This window comes from Streptomyces cupreus, assembly GCF_014257025.1.
GTDB lineage: Bacteria > Actinomycetota > Actinomycetes > Streptomycetales > Streptomycetaceae > Streptomyces > Streptomyces cupreus.
In genome coordinates this window covers 71,711-89,652 of record NZ_JACMSF010000038.1, presented here as the reverse complement: position 1 = coordinate 89,652, position 17,942 = coordinate 71,711, and the positions used below count along the sequence as shown (strand labels likewise).

Genomic DNA, 17,942 nt, shown 5'->3' with positions numbered 1-17,942 from the left:
CGTCACCGACGTCCGCGAGGTCTTCCGCTCCTGGCAGGAGGGCACGGTCATCCGATCCTGGCTGCTGGACCTCGCGGTCAACGCCCTCGACGAGGACGAGCACCTGGACAAGCTGCGCGGTTATGCACAGGACTCCGGTGAGGGCCGCTGGACTGTGGAAGCCGCCATCGACAACGCCGTGCCGCTGCCCGCGATCACGGCCTCCCTGTTCGCGCGGTTCGCCTCGCGTCAGGAGGACTCGCCGCAGATGAAGATGATCGCCGCGCTGCGGAACCAGTTCGGCGGCCACGCGGTCGAGAAGAAGTAAGCACCACCGAGAAACGACAGCAGAGCAACACCAGGACACTGGGGGAGGTCGGCGAAACGACCATGCACGTCACGCATCTGTCGCTGGCCGACTTCCGCTCGTACGCCCGGGTCGAAGTTCCGCTCGACCCGGGCGTCACCGCCTTCGTGGGCCCCAACGGCCAGGGCAAGACGAACCTCGTCGAGGCCGTCGGCTATCTCGCCACCCTCGGCAGCCACCGTGTCGCCTCCGACGCCCCGCTGGTGCGCATGGGCGCGGACCGGGCCGTCATCCGGGCCCAGGTCAAGCAGGGCGAGCGGCAGCAGCTGGTGGAGCTTGAGCTGAACCCGGGCAAGTCCAACCGCGCCCGGATCAACAGGTCGTCGCAGGTCAGACCGCGGGACATTCTCGGGATCGTGCGTACGGTCCTGTTCGCGCCGGAGGATCTGGCCCTGGTGAAGGGTGACCCCGGCGAGCGCCGCCGCTTCCTGGACGAGCTGATCACCGCGCGCTCCCCGCGCATGGCGGGCGTGCGCTCCGACTACGACCGGGTCCTCAAGCAGCGCAACACCCTGCTGAAGACGGCCGCGCTCGCCCGCAGGCACGGCGGCCGGAGGGGGGCACCTCCCGCGCGAGCGGATTCGAGCGTGGGGGCGGACCTGTCCACCCTCGACGTCTGGGACCAGCACCTCGCGCGCGCGGGTGCCGAACTGCTCGCCCAGCGCATGGACCTGATCGCCGCGATCCAGCCGCTGGCGGACAAGGCGTACGAGCAACTGGCGCCCGGCGGCGGCCCGCTGGCGCTGGAGTACAAGCCGTCCGCGCCCGGTGAGGCACATACGCGTGAGGACCTGTACGGGCAGTTGATGTCCGCGCTCGCGGACGCCCGCAAGCAGGAGATCGAGCGGGGCGTGACCCTCGTAGGGCCGCACCGGGACGATCTGCTGCTCAAGCTCGGGCAGTTGCCCGCCAAGGGGTACGCCTCGCACGGCGAGTCCTGGTCCTATGCGCTGGCGCTGAGGCTGGCCTCCTACGACCTGTTGCGGGCCGAGGGCAATGAGCCGGTGCTCGTTCTCGACGACGTCTTCGCCGAGTTGGACACCCATCGCCGGGAGCGGCTTGCCGAGCTGGTCGCGCCCGGTGAGCAGGTGCTGGTGACGGCGGCGGTCGACGACGACGTGCCGCACGTACTGACGGGGGCGCGGTACGCCGTGTCCGAGGGGACGGTGGAGCGCGTATGACTGCCGAGGAACCCAAGAAGGCCCCCGAGCCGTCCGGTGTCGACCTCGCGCGCGTGGCGTTGCGCGCGGCGAAGGAACAGGCACGCGCGCGTGGGGACGCGGCGCAACAGAAGAAGCAGGCGCGGCGCGGCGGCGGCCTGCGCTCCGGCGCGCGCGCCGACGGCCGCGACCCGATGGCGCTGGGCGCCGCCATCAACCGGCTGATCACCGAGCGCGGCTGGGAGACGCCGGCCGCGGTGGGCGGGGTGATGGGCCGCTGGCCGCAGATCGTGGGGCCGGATCTGGCGAACCACTGTGTGCCGCAGACGTACGACGAGGACGAGCGGGTGCTGGTCGTGCGGTGCGACTCGACGGCGTGGGCGACGAATCTGCGGCTGCTCGCCCCGCAGCTGGTGGCCCGGCTGAACGAGGATCTCGGGCACGGCACGGTGAAGGTGATCAAGGTCCTGGGTCCCGCCGGCCCCGACCGCCGCTACGGCCCCCTGAGGGCCCCGGGCAGCACCGGACCCGGTGACACCTATGGGTGACGTACATCACATGGAGGCCCCGCGGGGTGGCTCGGTCGTACCACTGCACGCGGTTGCGAATCCCGTCGTGCGGTCGACCTGACTCCCAAGTAGCAAAGGGTTGACACCCCGAAGCGCTGAGTGCCTCTGTGAGCCTCTTGGAGCCCCGCTCCGCATATGGGGAGTCGGGAGAGACCGGTTCAGGGCGGCACATGCGGACTCAGGTACCGGCAAACCCCCATCACTGTCGGCGCTACCGGTAGACTGGAAGCCAATCCCGCCCCAAACGTGGGGACCGTCCGGGACTAGCTGAGCAACGCTGATTCAAGGCTTACCAACGCAACATGCCGCAGCCGCTCCGGCAACCCTCCCCCGGAGGGGGACACTCCAGAGCCTGGCTCGTGCTGTGCCAGAAAGGGCGCTTCGTGGCCGATTCCGGCAACCCCAACGAGAACATCCCGTCCACCGACGCCGTGGCAGGCGTACCCGAGGCCAGCGCCACGGCGTATGACGCGAGCGCCATCACCGTCCTTGAGGGTCTGGACGCGGTTCGCAAGCGACCCGGTATGTACATCGGCTCGACCGGTGAGCGCGGCCTGCACCACCTCGTGTACGAGGTGGTCGACAACTCCGTCGACGAGGCGCTGGCCGGCCACGCGGACACCATCGAGGTGACGATCCTCGCCGACGGTGGCGTGCGCGTCGTCGACAACGGCCGTGGCATCCCGGTGGGCATCGTCCCTTCCGAGGGCAAGCCGGCCCTGGAGGTCGTGCTGACCGTGCTGCACGCGGGCGGCAAGTTCGGCGGCGGCGGCTACGCGGTCTCCGGTGGTCTGCACGGCGTGGGCGTCTCCGTGGTGAACGCGCTGTCGTCGAAGGTCGCCGTCGAGGTCAGGACGGACGGCCACCGGTGGACGCAGGACTACAAGATGGGCGTCCCCACGGCACCGCTCGCCCAGCATGAGGCCACCGAGGAGACCGGCACGTCGGTCACCTTCTGGGCCGACGGCGACATCTTCGAGACCACGGACTACTCCTTCGAGACGCTCTCGCGGCGCTTCCAGGAGATGGCGTTCCTCAACAAGGGTTTGACGATCAAACTCACTGACGAGCGCGAGTCGGCGAAGGCCACCTCCGGGGCGGACGAGGCCGGCGCGGACGAGACCGCTGAGGTCAAGACGGTCACGTACCACTACGAAGGCGGCATCGTCGACTTCGTGAAGTACCTCAACTCCCGCAAGGGAGATGCGGTGCACCCGTCGGTGATCGACCTTGAGGCCGAGGACAAGGACAAGGCCCTCTCCCTCGAAGTCGCGATGCAGTGGAACAGCGGCTACAGCGAGGGCGTGTACTCCTTCGCCAACATCATCCACACCCACGAGGGCGGCACCCACGAAGAGGGCTTCCGCGCGGCGCTGACGAACCTCATCAACAAGTACGCGCGCGACAAGAAGCTGCTCCGCGAGAAGGACGACAACCTCACGGGCGACGACATCCGTGAGGGTCTGACCGCGATCATCTCGGTCAAGCTGAGCGAGCCGCAGTTCGAGGGCCAGACCAAGACCAAGCTCGGCAACACCGAGGCGAAGACCTTCGTCCAGAAGGCGGTCTACGAGCACCTCAACGACTGGCTGGACCGCAACCCGGTGGAGGCCGCGGACATCGTCCGCAAGGGCATCCAGGCCGCCACGGCGCGCGTGGCCGCCCGCAAGGCGCGCGACCTCACCCGTCGCAAGGGCCTGCTGGAGTCGGCGTCCCTGCCGGGCAAGCTCTCCGACTGCCAGTCGAACGACCCCACCAAGTGCGAGATCTTCATCGTCGAGGGTGACTCCGCCGGCGGCTCGGCCAAGTCCGGCCGCAACCCGCAGTACCAGGCGATCCTCCCGATCCGAGGCAAGATCCTCAACGTCGAGAAGGCGCGGATCGACAAGATCCTTCAGAACCAGGAGATCCAGGCGCTGATCTCGGCCTTCGGCACCGGAGTCCACGAGGACTTCGACATCGAGAAGCTCCGCTACCACAAGATCATCCTGATGGCGGACGCCGACGTCGACGGCCAGCACATCAACACCCTGCTGCTGACCTTCCTGTTCCGCTTCATGCGGCCGCTGGTCGAGGCCGGGCACGTGTTCCTCTCGCGTCCCCCGCTGTACAAGCTCAAGTGGGGCCGGGACGACGTGGAGTACGCCTACTCCGACCGTGAGCGCGACGCCCTGCTGGAGATGGGCCGTCAGCGCGGCAAGCGGGTCCGCGAGGACTCCATCCAGCGCTTCAAGGGTCTCGGTGAGATGAACGCCGAGGAGCTGCGCGTGACGACCATGGACCAGGAGCACCGCGTCCTCGGCCAGGTCACCCTCGACGACGCCGCCCAGGCCGACGACCTGTTCTCGGTCCTCATGGGCGAGGACGTCGAGGCCCGCCGCCAGTTCATCCAGCGCAACGCCAAGGACGTCCGCTTCCTCGACATCTGAGTCGGTCTCAGCTGACCGCACCAGGAAGGATCTTCACCAGCAATGGCCGACGAGAACACTTCTGTCACCCCTGAAGAGGGCGGCGAAATCGCGATGCGTATCGAGCCCGTCGGGCTTGAGACGGAGATGCAGCGCTCGTACCTCGACTACGCGATGTCCGTCATCGTCTCGCGTGCGCTGCCGGACGTCCGGGACGGTCTCAAGCCCGTCCACCGCCGCGTGCTGTACGCCATGTACGACGGCGGCTACCGCCCCGAGCGCGGCTTCTACAAGTGCGCCCGTGTCGTCGGCGACGTCATGGGCAACTACCACCCGCACGGCGACTCCTCGATCTACGACGCGCTGGTCCGCCTCGCGCAGCCGTGGTCGATGCGGATGCCGCTGGTGGACTCCAACGGCAACTTCGGCTCTCCGGGCAACGACCCCGCGGCGGCCATGCGCTACACCGAGTGCAAGATGGCGCCGCTGTCGATGGAGATGGTCCGTGACATCGACGAGGAGACCGTCGACTTCACGGACAACTACGACGGCCGCTCCCAGGAGCCGACCGTCCTGCCGGCCCGCTTCCCCAACCTGCTGATCAACGGCTCGGCCGGTATCGCGGTCGGCATGGCGACCAACATCCCCCCGCACAACCTCCGTGAGGTCGCGGCCGGCGCCCAGTGGTACCTGGAGCACCCCGAGGCCTCGCACGAGGAGCTGCTGGACGCCCTCATCGAGCGCATCAAGGGACCGGACTTCCCGACCGGCGCGCTCGTCGTCGGCCGTAAGGGCATCGAGGAGGCGTACCGCACGGGCCGCGGCTCGATCACCATGCGGGCGGTGGTCGAGGTCGAGGAGATCCAGAACCGCCAGTGCCTGGTGGTCACCGAACTCCCCTACCAGGTCAACCCCGACAACCTCGCGCAGAAGATCGCCGACCTGGTGAAGGACGGCAAGGTCGGCGGCATCGCTGACGTCCGTGACGAGACCTCGTCGCGCACGGGCCAGCGTCTGGTGATCGTGCTGAAGCGGGACGCGGTCGCCAAGGTCGTGCTGAACAACCTGTACAAGCACACCGACCTGCAGACGAACTTCGGCGCCAACATGCTGGCGCTGGTCGACGGCGTGCCGCGCACGCTGTCGCTGGACGCGTTCATCCGGCACTGGGTGACGCACCAGATCGAGGTCGTCGTCCGCCGTACGCGCTTCAGGCTGCGCAAGGCCGAGGAGCGGGCGCACATCCTGCGCGGTCTGCTCAAGGCCCTGGACGCCATTGACGAGGTCATCGCGCTGATCCGCGGCAGTGAGACGGTCGACGTCGCGCGCACGGGCCTGATGGACCTCCTTGAGATCGACGAGATCCAGGCCAACGCCATCCTTGAGATGCAGCTGCGCCGACTGGCCGCCCTGGAGCGCCAGAAGATCGTCCAGGAGCACGACGAACTCCAGGCGAAGATCACCGAGTACAACGAGATCCTCGCCTCGCCGATCCGCCAGCGCGGCATCGTCAGCGAGGAACTCGCCGCGATCGTCGAGAAGTACGGCGACGACCGCAAGACCACGCTGGTGCCCTACGACGGTGACATGTCCATCGAGGACCTGATCGCCGAAGAGGACATCGTCGTCACCATCACGCGCGGCGGCTACGTCAAGCGCACCAAGACGGACGACTACCGCTCGCAGAAGCGCGGCGGCAAGGGCGTGCGCGGCACGAAGCTGAAGGAAGACGACATCGTCGACCACTTCTTCGTCTCCACCACGCACCACTGGCTGCTGTTCTTCACCAACAAGGGCCGCGTCTACCGCGCGAAGGCCTATGAACTCCCGGACGCCGGCCGCGACGCGCGCGGCCAGCACGTGGCGAACCTGCTCGCCTTCCAGCCGGACGAGGCCATCGCCGAGATCCTCGCCATCCGCGACTACGAGGCGGCGCCGTACCTGGTGCTCGCCACGAAGGCCGGTCTGGTGAAGAAGACTTCTCTGAAGGATTACGATTCGCCGCGCTCCGGAGGCGTCATCGCCATCAACCTCCGGGAGCGGGAGGACGGTTCCGACGACGAGCTGATCGGGGCCGAGCTCGTTTCCGCCGAGGACGATCTGCTGCTGATCAGCAAGAAGGCGCAGTCGATCAGGTTCACGGCCACGGACGACGCGCTGCGGCCCATGGGCCGTGCCACCTCGGGTGTCAAGGGCATGAGTTTCCGCGAGGGCGACGAGCTGCTCTCGATGAATGTTGTTCGACCCGGTACGTTCGTGTTCACTGCAACCGACGGTGGGTACGCGAAGCGCACTCCCGTCGACGAGTACCGCGTCCAGGGGCGCGGCGGCCTCGGTATCAAGGCCGCCAAGATCGTTGAGGACCGTGGATCGCTCGTCGGTGCGCTGGTGGTCGAGGAGACCGACGAGATCCTCGCCATCACGCTCGGCGGCGGTGTGATTCGTACGCGAGTCAACGAGGTCAGGGAGACGGGCCGTGACACCATGGGCGTCCAACTGATCAACCTGGGCAAGCGCGATGCCGTCGTCGGTATCGCACGTAACGCCGAGGCGGGGCGCGAGGCGGAGGAGGTCGAGGGCGACCTCGAATCCGCTGAGGGCGCTGACGTCGCCGGCACGGACGAGGGTGAGGCGCCCTCGGCCGAGTAGCACGAGGAGTGAGTCACGTGAGCGGAGCCACGGGCGCCGGATCGGCCGGTACCTCTGCGGGTACGGAGACGGACGGCGGCGGCCGTGGCTCCGCCGCGCGGACCACCGACTCGCCCTCGACCGACACGCATGGATCCCAGGGGGGAACTGTGACGGACACCCGAGGCCCGCAGGCCCAGCAGTACGCGGGCGGCCCGGCCCCGGCGGCACCGCAGCAGCCGGCGGGGCCCGCGCCGTCGGCGTCGCCGCTGCCCGGCGAGCGCCAGCCGCAGCCCTCCTCCGGGCCCTACCACCCGCCGCAGGCCTACCCGGCGGCCGCTCCCGCGAGCGCGGTCCGCAGGCCGCGCACGGGGGCCCGGACGGTGCCGCGCACCCGCAAGGCCCGTCTGCGCGTGGCCAAGGCGGACCCGTGGTCGGTGATGAAGGTCAGCTTCCTGCTCTCCATCGCGCTCGGCATCTGCACCATCGTCGCGTCGGCGGTGCTGTGGATGGTGATGGACGCCATGGGCGTCTTCTCGACGGTCGGCGGCACGATCTCGGAGGCGACAGGATCGAACGAGTCGAACGGCTTCGACCTGCAGTCCTTCCTGTCGCTGCCGAACGTCCTGATGTTCACGTCGATCATCGCGGTGATCGACGTCGTCCTCGCCACCGCCCTCGCCACCCTCGGCGCGTTCATCTACAACCTCTCCGCCGGCTTCGTGGGCGGCGTGGAGCTGACGCTGGCCGAGGACGAGTGAACGCCGTTTCAAACCTCTCCTGACGGTTCCCCGACAACCGATTTTGGGACTGCGCACGTCGTGCGCTAATCTTCAGGAGTCAGCGCGCGGGACACACACCGCAGAGCGCGGCGGGGCTATAGCTCAGTTGGTTAGAGCGCATCCCTGATAAGGATGAGGCCACAGGTTCAAATCCTGTTAGCCCCACCAGCATGAAGACCCCCGGTCCAGTAGGCCGGGGGTTTTTGGCATTTGGGCTGATCCACGGATGGCATGAAAAGACCCGATCGCTGGCGACGGGGGATGCACCAGCGATCGGGCTGTGCCCCACAGTAACAAGGCTGGTTGAACGGCGGGAGGCGGCCGTTCGGCACGGGGTGGGGGTTGTGAGCGGGATCACGTTCCCGGTCAGGGGTCGCACGGGGGGTCGTAGGAGAGGCGGGGGAGGTATTCATGCCACTTCTCCTCCGTCAGGACGCCTCGCGTGGTGGCGCAGATGCGGTGGACGGCACGGTCGACGTCGAGGTTCCACAGGCGGACCGTGTCGGTGCCGCTGGAGACGCCGAGCATGTTGCTCTTGGGGCTGAAGGACAGGAAGTTGCCCGTCTTGGCGTTGGGGCTCATCGACTCGCCGATGGGGGCGGCCTCGGAGGGCGTGGCGACCTTCCACAGGCGGACCGTGTTGTCGTTGCCGCCGCTCGCGAGGGTGCGGCCGTCCTGGCTGAACGTCAGGGAGACCACCGCCTCGGTGTGGCCGGTGAGCGTGGCGGTGGGGCTCCGCGTCCCGGCCGGGTCCGTGACGTCCCACAGGCGGACCGTGTCGTCGTCGCTGCCGCTGGCGAGGGTGCGGCCGTCTGGGCTGTGGACGAGGACGTTGACGGGGCCTTCGTGGGCGGTGAGCGGGGAGCCGAGGGGCCTCGTGTGCCGGGGGTCAGCGGTGTTCCACAGCCGGATCGTGCCGTCCGCGCTGCCGCTGGCGAGGGTGCGGCCGTCGGCGGAGAAGGCGAGGGTGTTGACGTAGCCGCGGTGGCCGGTGATCGGGGAGCCGTAGGGGGTCGGGCGGTGCGGGTCGGAGATGTTCCACAGCTGGAGGGTGCGGTCGTCGTAGGCCGTGGCGAGGATGCGGCCGTCGGGGCTGAACGCCAGCGCGTCTGGGCCCATGAAGCGGGTGCGCAGGGTCAGGGGCGGGCCGTAGGAGACCGGGCGGGTGGGGTCGGAGACGTCCCACAGGTACACCGCGCGGTTGCCGGTCAGTACCGCGAGGGTGCGGCCGTCGGGTGAGAACAGCAGGGAGCGCTGGCCGCCGTCGTCGGGCATGAACGGCTTGTTCAGGCCCGCGGGCCGGTTCGGGTCCCGCACGTTCCACAGCCGGACGCTGCCGTCGCGGGCGGCCGTGGCGAGGACCCGTCCGTCGGGGCGGAAGGCGCCGCTGCGGCCGAACATGTCGGAAGTCGGGATCGACCACAGCCGCACCTTGCTGTCGCCGCTTCCGGTGGCCAGGGTTTTCCCGTCCGGGCTGAAGCCCAGCGCGTACATCTCGCCGCTGCTGCCCGCCAGCGGTTCGCCGACCTGGGAGGGATAGGCCGGGTCGCTGACGTTCCACAGGCTCGCGGTGCTGTCCGCGCTGGCCGCGGCGAGCGTGGATCCGTCGGGACTGAAGGCCACCGACCAGATGGGGCCGGTGTGGCCGGTCAGGGGCGAGCCGAGCGCGGTGGCGCGCTCGGGGTCTTCCACGTTCCACAGGCGGACGGTGTCGTCGGCGGCGCCGCTGGCCAGGGTGCGGCCGTCGGGGCTGAAGGCGACGGAGTGCACGAGATCCGTGTGACCGGTCAGCCGGGTGTCGTACGGCTTCGGGCGGTGGGGGTCGGCGACGTTCCACAGCCGGATCGTGTCGTCGTCGCCGCCCGCGGCCAGGGTGTCGCCGTCCGGGCTGAACGCCACCGAGCGCACGGCAGCGTCGGCGCCGGTCAGCGTGCTGACGGTCTTCGGGCGGTCCGGGCCGTCGACGTCCCACAGGCGGACCGTGCGGTCCTCGCCGACGGAGGCCAGGGTGCGGCCGTCGGGGCTGAACGCGATCAGGTAGATGGTGCCCTTGTGGCCGGTCAGGGGGGTGCGCAGCGGCTTCGGACGGCTGGGATCGCGTACGTTCCACAGCCGGATCGTGCCGTCGTCCGCCGCGCTGGCGAGGGTGCGGCCGTCGGGGCTGAAGACCGCGCTGCTCACCCAGCTCGTGTGGCCGACGAGCGGCTTGCCCAAGGGCTTCGGGCGGCCTGGGTCGCTCACGTCCCAGAGCCGGACCGTGCGGTCGTAGCTGGCGGTGGCCAGGAGCTTGCCGTCGGGGCTGAAGGAGGTGAGGTAGACGGCGCCGGTGTGGCCCAGGAGCGGGGTGGCCAGCGGGGCGTTCACGATGGACACCAGCCGGTTGTCGGTGCCCTCGTCGTCCGGGCGCAGCCGGTGCGCCACCAGGTCGAGCTGGGCCGACAGCGACGGGTCGGTGTACTGGACGCGGTCCGCCTCGGCGACCACCTGCTCGAACACGGCGTCATTGCGCTGCTGCCACGCCACCACCGCCGAACCGACGGCCACCAGCGCCAGCACCACCAGCGCCGACACCGCGCCCCGCCTGATCCACAGGGTGCGCCTGCGCAGCCGTACCGAGGCCGCGAGGAACTCCACCGTGCTGCGGGTCAGGAAGGTGTCCCCCGCCGACTTCGCCCAGGTGTGGGCCTGTTCCAGCCGGGAGCCCCGGTAGAGCAGGGAGGAGTCGCGGCGGGAGTCCTCCCAGGAGCGGCCGTCCTCCTCCAGGCGCTGGCGCAGGAGGTTGCCGCCGCGGTCCTCGTCGATCCACTCGCGCAGCCTCGGCCAGGCGTGCAGCAGTGCCTCGTGGGTGATCTCCACGGTCTCCGCGTCGAGGGTCACCAGACGGGCCTGGACCAGTGCTTCGAGCGACTCCTCCGTCTTGCCGGGGTCCGTCGACTCGGCCGCCAACTGGCGCCGGGTGCCGCGCCTGCGGGTGGCCTGGGTGTCCTCGCCGAGGCGGACCAGACGCAGCAGCAGCAGCCGTGCCGCCGTACGGGCCGCCGGGTCAAGACCTGACCAGGCCCGCTCGGCGGTCGCCGCGACCGCCCCCTGGATGCCGCCGGCGGCGCGATAGCCGGCCAGGGTCAGCCGGCCGGACTTGCGGCGCTGCCAGGTGGCGAGCAGGGCGTGGGAGAGCAGGGGGAGCACGCCCGCGTCGTGGGCGCCGCGCGGGCCGTCGGCGCTGACCTCACGGACGATCAGCTCGGCGAGCCCGGGTTCCAGTTCCAGGCCGACCGCCTTGGCCGGCGCGGTCACCGCCTCCCGCAGCTCGGCGCTGGTCAGCGGGCCGAGCACCATGTGCCGGTGCTGGAGGGCGTCGGCGAGTTCGGGGTAGCCGAGGCACTGTTCGTAGAAGTCGGCGCGTATGCCGAGGACGACGAGCACCGGGGCCGGGCCGCCGTCGGGGGCGGGTGAGGACGCGGCGTGCAGCAACTGGACGAAGGTGTGCCGGTCCGTCTCGTCGGCGCAGAGCGTGAACGCCTCCTCGAACTGGTCGACGATGACGACCGGCCGGGCACCGGAGGTCCGCTCGGCCCACGCCGAGACGGCGTCCCGCACCAAGTCCCCGAAGCCCGGGGCCTCCTGCCCGATCACGGCAGCCAGTTCAGGGATCCGCCCGGTCAGCTCGGCCAGCGGATCGGCGCCGGGGACGAGTTGCAGCACCTCCCGTTCGGCCTGTACGGCGGGCACCAGACCGGCGTTGAGCAGCGACGACTTCCCCGCACCCGAGGCGCCGACCAGCATCAGCAGCCCGCCGGTCCGCTCGGCTGCCCGGAGATGGTCGAGGAGGGCCGCGGTGCTGCGCTGCCGGCCGAAGAACCAGCGGGCGTCCTCCTGCCGGTAGGAGGCGAGCCCCCGGTACGGGCAGACGCTCCCCGCGGGAGGCGGCTCCTCGGCCGCCTCCTCGGAGGCCACCGGGTCGGCCACCGCCCGCTCCCACAGCGACTGCCACTGCGGCAGGTCGTACAGACCGGGGGACACCGGCGCCGGACGCGCGCGCCGCGCCTGCGGGATCAGGACATGGAGTACGGCGGCCAGGGCGGCGAACTGCGCCGGTACGTTCTTCGCGCGCCGCCAGTCGCTGATGCGCTGCGCGGACACCCGTACCGGACGCCCCCGCTCGTCCACCCGCTGGAGCTGGGCGACCGCCTCGGAGACCCGCTTGAGCGGCGGGTTGCCGGCCTCCCGGTACAGCAGCGCAAGGCGTTCCGCGAAGGCTGTGCGCGCCCCTGAGTCGGAACTCAAGGCCTCCACCCCTTACTCTCCCCGCACCTGGACGTCCGGACCGGAAAACTCACTTTATACGGCTGACCTGCGCGAAAGCCCTGGGCCGGAAACCGGAACCTCCTCGGAAAGGGCCCCAACTGGCAGGATCACACCGCGTAGCCAGTCAACCGCGCGTCGTCCGGAGAGGCTGCCGGTGTCCGCCGCCTTTGCCGCAGTGACGGAAAAGCGATCCCCGTCCGCGAGCCCCCAGACCTCCCGAACCTTCGGTCCGTGCCACGGCGTGGACCGACACCAGCGCGTCGTTTGGCACCGGTCCCCGCGAGGGGAGGGACCGGTGCCGAACGACGCGGCACCCCTCCCCCAGGGACCCTCGCCCGGCGCCTGACGCTTGCCGCTTTCACCCCGGGGCCGTACCGTCATTTCTGACGAACCGTCAGATGCGAGGCGGGAGGTAGCCGGCGTGGTCGATGTCGTGAGCGGCACCAGGGAACTGCCCAAGGTCATCAGCGTGGACGATCACGTGATCGAGCCCGCGCATCTCTTCGAGACCTGGCTTCCGGCCAAGTACCGGGACAAAGGCCCCAAACCATTCACCGCCGGGATCGGTGAGCTCGAATACGTGGGCGGGAAGTACCGGTTCACCACCGATCCGGACGGCCAGATCACCGACTGGTGGGAGTACGAGGGCGAGTTCTTCCCGTACAAGCGGATCATCGCGGCGGTCGGATTCTCCCGGGACGAGATGACGCTGGACGGGATCACCCGCGAGCAGATGCGGCGGGGCTGCTGGGACCCCAAGGCCCGGCTTGAGGACATGGACCTGAACCATGTCGAGGCCTCGCTCTGCTTCCCCACCTTCCCGCGCTTTTGCGGCCAGACCTTCGCGGAGGCCAAGGACAAGGAGGTCGGGCTCGCCTGTGTGCGCGCCTACAACGACTGGATGGTCGAGGAGTGGTGCGGCGACAGCGGAGGCCGGCTCATCCCGCTCTGCCTGATCCCGCTGTGGGACATCGACCTCGCGGTCGCGGAGATCCACCGCAACGCGGCCCGTGGGGTACGGGCGGTGACGTTCAGCGAGATCCCCACCTATCTGGGCCTGCCCTCGATCCACTCCGGCTACTGGGACCCCTTCTTCGCTGCCTGCGAGGAGACCGGGACCGTGGTGAACATGCACATCGGGTCCTCCTCCCAGATGCCGGCGGCCTCCCCCGACGCGCCGCCCGCCGTCCAGGCCTCGCTGAGCTTCAACAACGCCATGGCGTCGATGATGGACTTCCTCTTCTCCGGGGTCCTGGTGAAGTTCCCGCGGCTGAAGCTCGCCTACAGCGAGGGGCAGATGGGCTGGATCCCGTACGCCCTGGAACGCGCCGACGACGTCTGGGAGGAACACCGGGCCTGGGGCGGGGTGAAGGACCTGATTCCGGAGCCGCCCTCGACGTACTACTACCGGCAGATCTTCTGCTGCTTCTTCCGGGACAGGCACGGCATCGAGGCGATCGACACCGTGGGCGTGGACAACGCCACCTTCGAGACGGACTATCCGCACGTCGACTCGACCTGGCCGCACACCAAGCAGGTCGCGGCCGAGCATGTGGCGGGGCTGTCGGACGAGGTGACGTACAAGCTGATGCGCGGCAACGCCATCCGAATGCTCGATCTGCCCTTCGACCGCTGATTCCCTTTGACCGCTGATTCCCTTCGACCGCTGATTGACGCCCCCGCGCCGGGGGCAGTCACCCGGTGAGCGACGGGAGGGCAGATGACAAAGGTCTCCGTGGACCGCGAACTGTGTTACGGCTCCGGTGAGTGCGTGTACCGGGTGCCGTCCGTCTTCACCATGGAGGGCGGTTTCGGGGCCGTCAGAGCCGGGCGCGAGGACAGCGGGGACGAGCCGGAGGTACGGGAGGCGGCGGAGCTGTGCCCGTCGCAGGCGATCGTGCTCGGCACTCAGCCGGCGTAGGTCCACCGCACGGCCGCGAGCGCCCGGGCCCTCGCCTCCGCAACCGCCATCCGCGCCGACCGCTCGACCGGATCCACGTGCGAGGCCTGGCCCGTGGCCTGCCCTTCCCACTTCCGGTACAGCAGCCCGACCTCGGCCGAGAACCAGCCGCGGCTCACGGCGTTCAGGGCGAGCAGCAGCCCGGTGTCCTCGGACGCGGGCAGCGCCATCCAGCCGCCGAGGGCGAGCAGCAGATCCCGGCGGACACAGAGCGAGGCCGGATGGACCTGGGCGCGGAAGTCGTTGGCCCGCCAGAAGTCGAGCACCGCGCCCCGCTCGATCGGCCCTTCGCCGGGGTCGCCGGGAAACCCGGCGGTGGAACCGTCCGGCAGCAGATCCAGCACCCGCGAGGTCACCCACCCGATCCCCGCGTCGCCCTCCAGGACCGCCAGATCCCGGGCGAGCACCCCCGGCGCCAGCCGGTCGTCGGCGTCCAGCACCTTCACATACGGCCCGTCGGCGTGCGCGAGCGCGATGGTACGGGCGACCCCGGGACCGCCGGACCGGCCCTGCCGGAAGGTGACGCGGGCGTCATCGGGGACGTACGGCGCGACGGCGTCGCTCGTCCCGTCCTCCTGCACGACCCAGTGCCACTCCCAGCCCTCGGGAAGCCCTTGCGCGCACAGCGACGCGTAGGCCTCCGGCAGGAAGCGGGCCGACGGGCCGTGGACAGCCGTGACGACGGTGACGCGCCGGCGCACTGCGGCACTCACCACCTTTCCAGAAGAGTGGTGAACAGCAGCTCGGTGCGGTCGCCGGGCAGTGTGACGAGGGAGACCTCCACGACGCGGTCAAGGATGTCGTACGACGTCTTGCGCAGCACCAGCACCGGGGCGCCGGGCGGCAGTTCCAGTTCCCGCGCCTCGGCGGGCGTCGGCGCACGGGCCGTGACGCGTTCCTCGACGCGGGCCACCTCGATGCCGACGGTGTGCAGTTGGTGCTGGGTGCCGCCGGGCCAGGGCTCGTTCGCCGGGTCCAGGAGGTCGGGGTTCGCCGCGATCAGTTCGCGCGGCAGATGGGACGTGACCAGGCTGAAGGGGGCGCTCTCGGCGGCGCGGCGGGTGCGGTAGGAGCGCTTGAGGAGGGGCGTGCCCACGGGGACGCCGAAGGCTTCGGCGAGTTCCCCGCTCGCGTCGGTGTCGTCGTACTCGGCGTGGAAGACCAGGTCGGAGCAGTCGAGGCCGGTGTCGTGCTCGGTGGCTCCTGTGCCGGCCCGCTCGGACCGCGGGCGGCGCACCCGGTCCTTCTCCCACTGGTGGCGCCGACTGTCGCGGACCGCGGGCGTGCGAGGCATGGGTCCAGGCTACGACGAGGTCCGGCCACTCGATCGAGTGGCCGGACCCTGACAAGGGCGGAGCTGTACGCAAGTTCGCCGTGACGGACGGGGGTATGGAGGGTCGGATATGCGAGCGGCGCGCTGTCAGAGCCGGAGCGGGATGGTGTGCGCGGTGTCGACCGGAGCCTCGGTGGATTCGCACTCAAGGGTGGCCGGATCCGCTTCCGTGTCCGCGACCGGGCGGTGGCGGCAGCTCGGTGTCCTGCCGTGCGCCTCGGCGTGGATGCGCTGCTTCATCGTGGGGGGCAGTGACCTGGCGTGGGACCAGGCCCAGTGGGACATCGCCGGCACCGTGAACTGGGCGGTGCTGTCGCCGCTGCCGCTGTTGCGGGCCGGCTCGGTCCGGGGTACGGCCGCGGCGGCGGTCGTGGTGACGAGTCCGAGCGCCGTGCACAGCGCGAGGAAGGCGGTGACGATGGCGGTCCACAGCTTCATGACCTTGTTCCGGGCCATGGCCCCTCACTTTCGGGTTGGGCGATTTGCGTACTTTCCTCATGATGTGTATAGGGGCCGCGAAGTGGTGGACCGACGCCCGTGGCGCGTCGATGTTCAGATGAACACCACTCGGATGGGTGTAAGAAGCCAGAAAAGTGAAGAAAAGGGCCCAAAGTCACCGTATGTAGGGGTCTGATCACCCTCAGATCGGAGCGCCGACCTCCGGTCCTACTGCGGTCCATCTACCGGGAGTTGGGGGGGTCCGCACAGGTCACCGATCGATATCGGTCGGTGTGTATAGTCGGGCGCCAGAGGTCCCCTACGTCAAGGAAAGACGAGGTCGCGCGGTGAAGAAGCTTCTCCTGGTCGCACTGGCCGCCATCGGCGGGCTCCTCGTGTACCGCCAGATCCAGGCGGATCGCGCCGAGCAGGATCTGTGGACGGAGGCGACTGACTCCGTGCCCACGGGTTCGTGAGTATCGACAAGCTGATCTGAGAACAGACCCCGGCCGTGGTTGCGGTCGGGGTTTTGTGTTGTCACGGCGCCTTCTGTGGTGTCACGGCGGCTTCCGGATCCGGGCGTTTCGGACGGCCGTGCGGATTGTGCGGGTGGCGTGCGGCCCGGATGGGCAGGATGGGGCACGTTCCACGGTCCGGTGACGACAAGGGGTGGCGCGTGATGGGGCGGCGTACGGCGTGGTGGCGTGCGGTGTGCCGCGTGGCCGTGGTGGTGGCGGTGCTGTGCGCGGCCGGAGCCGGGGTGCCGTCCGCGGTTGCGGCACCGGCGCCGATCCCTTATGGCTTCTCCCCGGACGCCACCACCGTCCCGGGCGTCGGGAGCACCGCGGACGCGGTACGTCTGGACTCCGGTCGGACGTACAGAAGCTCGCTCCCGGTGAGCGAGGACGTCTACTACCGCCTCGAACTCGACGGCACTTCCCATGCGTACGTCTCCGCCACCGCGGTCCCCCCGGCGGACGCCGCCGTCTCCGCCTCCGACGGGATCCGGGTGTCGGTGCAGGACGCCGACAGCCGGTCCTGCTCCTCCGAGACGGAGGCCTTCGGCGGCGGCAGCAGCGCACGCCCCATCACGGCGGTGGCGATGCGGGAGCCGTCCGCGGAGCGTACGCGGTGCGGGGGCGCGGGCACGTACTACGTCGTAGTCGAGCGGGTGGGTACGACGACCGTCGACGATGTCGCCTGGGACCTGGAACTCGCCACGTTCTCGGAGCCCCCGCTGGAGGAGGCCGCACCGACCGGTGCCCCCGAGACCTCGGACTCCGCCTCTCCCGCGCCCCTGACGGACGACGCGGTACGGCGGGACGGCGGCGCGGGGTTCGCCTCGGCGGTCTCTGTCGGCCAGGGCGTGTGGCGCTCGGACGTCACCCCTGGGCAGACCGTGTTCTACCAGGTGCCGGTCGGCTGGGGAGAGCGGCTGTACGCCACCGCCGAGCTGGCTGGTTCGGGGGAGGCTTCCCGGCTGGTCGTGGGGGCGCTGGAGCTGTCCGTCCACAACCCTGTGCGCGCGCCTCTCGACGACGCGAGCCTCAACTACAACGGCAGCCAGCGCTCCACATCGCTCGATCCCTTGCCGCCGGTGGCGTACGAGAACCGGTACGGGAACACCGACCGGGTCGAGGGGATGCGGTTCGGGGGGTCCTACTACCTGGTCGTGCACCTGGGTGCGCAGATGGCTGAGCGGTTCGGGGAGGGGCCGTTCGCGGTGACGCTGAGGGTGCGGGTCGACGGTTCGGAGGGGAGCGGGCCGGCTTATGACGGGCGGTTCCAGCCGCAGGACGTGTTCGCGTCGCCTATGGGCGTGGGGGAGCGGGGTGTGGTGCCTTCTTCCGGGGGCGGGGGTGCGGGGGACGACGACGCCTTGATGACGGTGGTCGCGGTGAGCGGCATCGGGGGCGGGACGGTGATTGTGGCCGTGCTCGGGGTGTGGACGGCTGCGGGGCGGCGGCGGGCTTCCTGACGGCTGCGGTCGGGTGCGGGCCGTGACGCCCGCGG

13 protein-coding genes, 1 tRNA gene and 1 pseudogene are annotated in these 17,942 nt (G+C 70.0%); 11 read left to right on the top strand and 4 right to left on the bottom strand.

Going from position 1 to position 17,942, the window contains the following annotated elements; all coding sequences use genetic code 11:
- The 7 genes and pseudogenes from H4N64_RS29530 to H4N64_RS29500 all read left to right on the top strand — a co-directional run.
- Nucleotides 1-307 (top strand): annotated as a pseudogene (locus H4N64_RS29530) (6-phosphogluconate dehydrogenase); the annotation flags it as partial.
- 62 nt (nucleotides 308-369) lie between these two features.
- On the top strand, nucleotides 370-1,527 hold the full coding sequence (gene recF, locus H4N64_RS29525) for a DNA replication/repair protein RecF (RefSeq protein ID WP_186285484.1): 1,158 nt from the start codon (nucleotides 370-372) through the stop codon (nucleotides 1,525-1,527).
- Complete coding sequence (locus H4N64_RS29520; RefSeq protein WP_186285483.1) at nucleotides 1,524-2,054, top strand: DciA family protein; 531 nt, start codon at nucleotides 1,524-1,526, stop codon at nucleotides 2,052-2,054. The genes recF and H4N64_RS29520 overlap by 4 nt, the downstream gene beginning before the upstream one ends.
- A gap of 380 nt (nucleotides 2,055-2,434) precedes the next feature.
- Nucleotides 2,435-4,504: a DNA topoisomerase (ATP-hydrolyzing) subunit B gene (gene gyrB, locus H4N64_RS29515; protein ID WP_186285488.1), complete on the top strand. Its 2,070-nt coding sequence runs from the start codon at nucleotides 2,435-2,437 to the stop codon at nucleotides 4,502-4,504.
- Nucleotides 4,505-4,546: 42 nt separating this feature from the next.
- Nucleotides 4,547-7,132: a DNA gyrase subunit A gene (gyrA, locus tag H4N64_RS29510; RefSeq protein ID WP_186285482.1), complete on the top strand. Its 2,586-nt coding sequence runs from the start codon at nucleotides 4,547-4,549 to the stop codon at nucleotides 7,130-7,132.
- Nucleotides 7,133-7,149: 17 nt separating this feature from the next.
- A complete protein-coding gene (locus H4N64_RS29505; RefSeq protein ID WP_186285481.1) occupies nucleotides 7,150-7,872 on the top strand; it encodes a DUF3566 domain-containing protein in 723 nt (240 codons plus the stop codon).
- A 112-nt stretch (nucleotides 7,873-7,984) separates the two neighbouring features.
- Nucleotides 7,985-8,061: transfer RNA gene (locus tag H4N64_RS29500), tRNA-Ile, on the top strand.
- A gap of 198 nt (nucleotides 8,062-8,259) precedes the next feature.
- On the opposite strand, the gene H4N64_RS29495 is transcribed toward H4N64_RS29500, so the two are convergent.
- The gene (locus H4N64_RS29495; protein WP_186285480.1) at nucleotides 8,260-12,186 is read right to left on the bottom strand and encodes an nSTAND1 domain-containing NTPase; all 3,927 of its coding nucleotides are present in this window, start codon (nucleotides 12,184-12,186) and stop codon (nucleotides 8,260-8,262) included.
- 433 nt (nucleotides 12,187-12,619) lie between these two features.
- Between H4N64_RS29495 and H4N64_RS29490 the strand changes: the two genes are divergently transcribed.
- Together H4N64_RS29490 and H4N64_RS29485 are read left to right on the top strand one after the other, a co-directional pair.
- Nucleotides 12,620-13,834 carry an amidohydrolase family protein gene (locus tag H4N64_RS29490; RefSeq protein WP_186285479.1) on the top strand — a complete coding sequence of 405 codons (1,215 nt, stop codon included), beginning with the start codon at nucleotides 12,620-12,622 and terminating at the stop codon, nucleotides 13,832-13,834.
- An 84-nt stretch (nucleotides 13,835-13,918) separates the two neighbouring features.
- Nucleotides 13,919-14,119, top strand: coding sequence for a ferredoxin (locus H4N64_RS29485; protein ID WP_186285478.1), 201 nt, complete (start codon nucleotides 13,919-13,921; stop codon nucleotides 14,117-14,119).
- Here H4N64_RS29485 and H4N64_RS29480 read toward each other — a convergent pair.
- The 3 genes from H4N64_RS29480 to H4N64_RS29470 all read right to left on the bottom strand — a co-directional run bounded on the left by H4N64_RS29480 (nucleotide 14,107) and on the right by H4N64_RS29470 (nucleotide 15,947).
- Nucleotides 14,107-14,871: a glycosyltransferase gene (locus H4N64_RS29480; protein WP_186285477.1), complete on the bottom strand. Its 765-nt coding sequence runs from the start codon at nucleotides 14,869-14,871 to the stop codon at nucleotides 14,107-14,109. The genes H4N64_RS29485 and H4N64_RS29480 overlap by 13 nt on opposite strands.
- Nucleotides 14,868-15,452 carry a UTRA domain-containing protein gene (locus H4N64_RS29475; RefSeq protein WP_186285476.1) on the bottom strand — a complete coding sequence of 195 codons (585 nt, stop codon included), beginning with the start codon at nucleotides 15,450-15,452 and terminating at the stop codon, nucleotides 14,868-14,870. The genes H4N64_RS29480 and H4N64_RS29475 overlap by 4 nt, the downstream gene beginning before the upstream one ends.
- 126 nt (nucleotides 15,453-15,578) lie before the next feature.
- Complete coding sequence (locus tag H4N64_RS29470) at nucleotides 15,579-15,947, bottom strand: DUF6344 domain-containing protein (protein WP_186285475.1); 369 nt, start codon at nucleotides 15,945-15,947, stop codon at nucleotides 15,579-15,581.
- Nucleotides 15,948-16,276: 329 nt separating this feature from the next.
- On the opposite strand from H4N64_RS29470, the gene H4N64_RS44515 reads away from it, so the two are divergent.
- Nucleotides 16,277-16,405, top strand: coding sequence for a DLW-39 family protein (locus H4N64_RS44515; protein ID WP_003999697.1), 129 nt, complete (start codon nucleotides 16,277-16,279; stop codon nucleotides 16,403-16,405).
- Between the two features lie 203 nt (nucleotides 16,406-16,608).
- Nucleotides 16,609-17,907 carry a hypothetical protein gene (locus tag H4N64_RS29460; protein WP_186285474.1) on the top strand — a complete coding sequence of 433 codons (1,299 nt, stop codon included), beginning with the start codon at nucleotides 16,609-16,611 and terminating at the stop codon, nucleotides 17,905-17,907.
- Nucleotides 17,908-17,942: the final 35 nt, after the last annotated feature.

Excerpts from the sequence above, each read along its gene's own strand:
- H4N64_RS29520 (WP_186285483.1), top strand. The coding sequence starts at position 1,524 with ATGACTGCCGAGGAACCCAAGAAGGCCCCCGAGCCGTCCGGTGTCGAC.
- gyrA (WP_186285482.1), top strand. The coding sequence starts at position 4,547 with ATGGCCGACGAGAACACTTCTGTCACCCCTGAAGAGGGCGGCGAAATC.
- H4N64_RS29485 (WP_186285478.1), top strand. The coding sequence starts at position 13,919 with ATGACAAAGGTCTCCGTGGACCGCGAACTGTGTTACGGCTCCGGTGAG.
- recF (WP_186285484.1), top strand. The coding sequence starts at position 370 with ATGCACGTCACGCATCTGTCGCTGGCCGACTTCCGCTCGTACGCCCGG.
- H4N64_RS29470 (WP_186285475.1), bottom strand. The coding sequence starts at position 15,947 with ATGGCCCGGAACAAGGTCATGAAGCTGTGGACCGCCATCGTCACCGCC.
- H4N64_RS29460 (WP_186285474.1), top strand. The coding sequence starts at position 16,609 with ATGGGGCGGCGTACGGCGTGGTGGCGTGCGGTGTGCCGCGTGGCCGTG.
- H4N64_RS29475 (WP_186285476.1), bottom strand. The coding sequence starts at position 15,452 with ATGCCTCGCACGCCCGCGGTCCGCGACAGTCGGCGCCACCAGTGGGAG.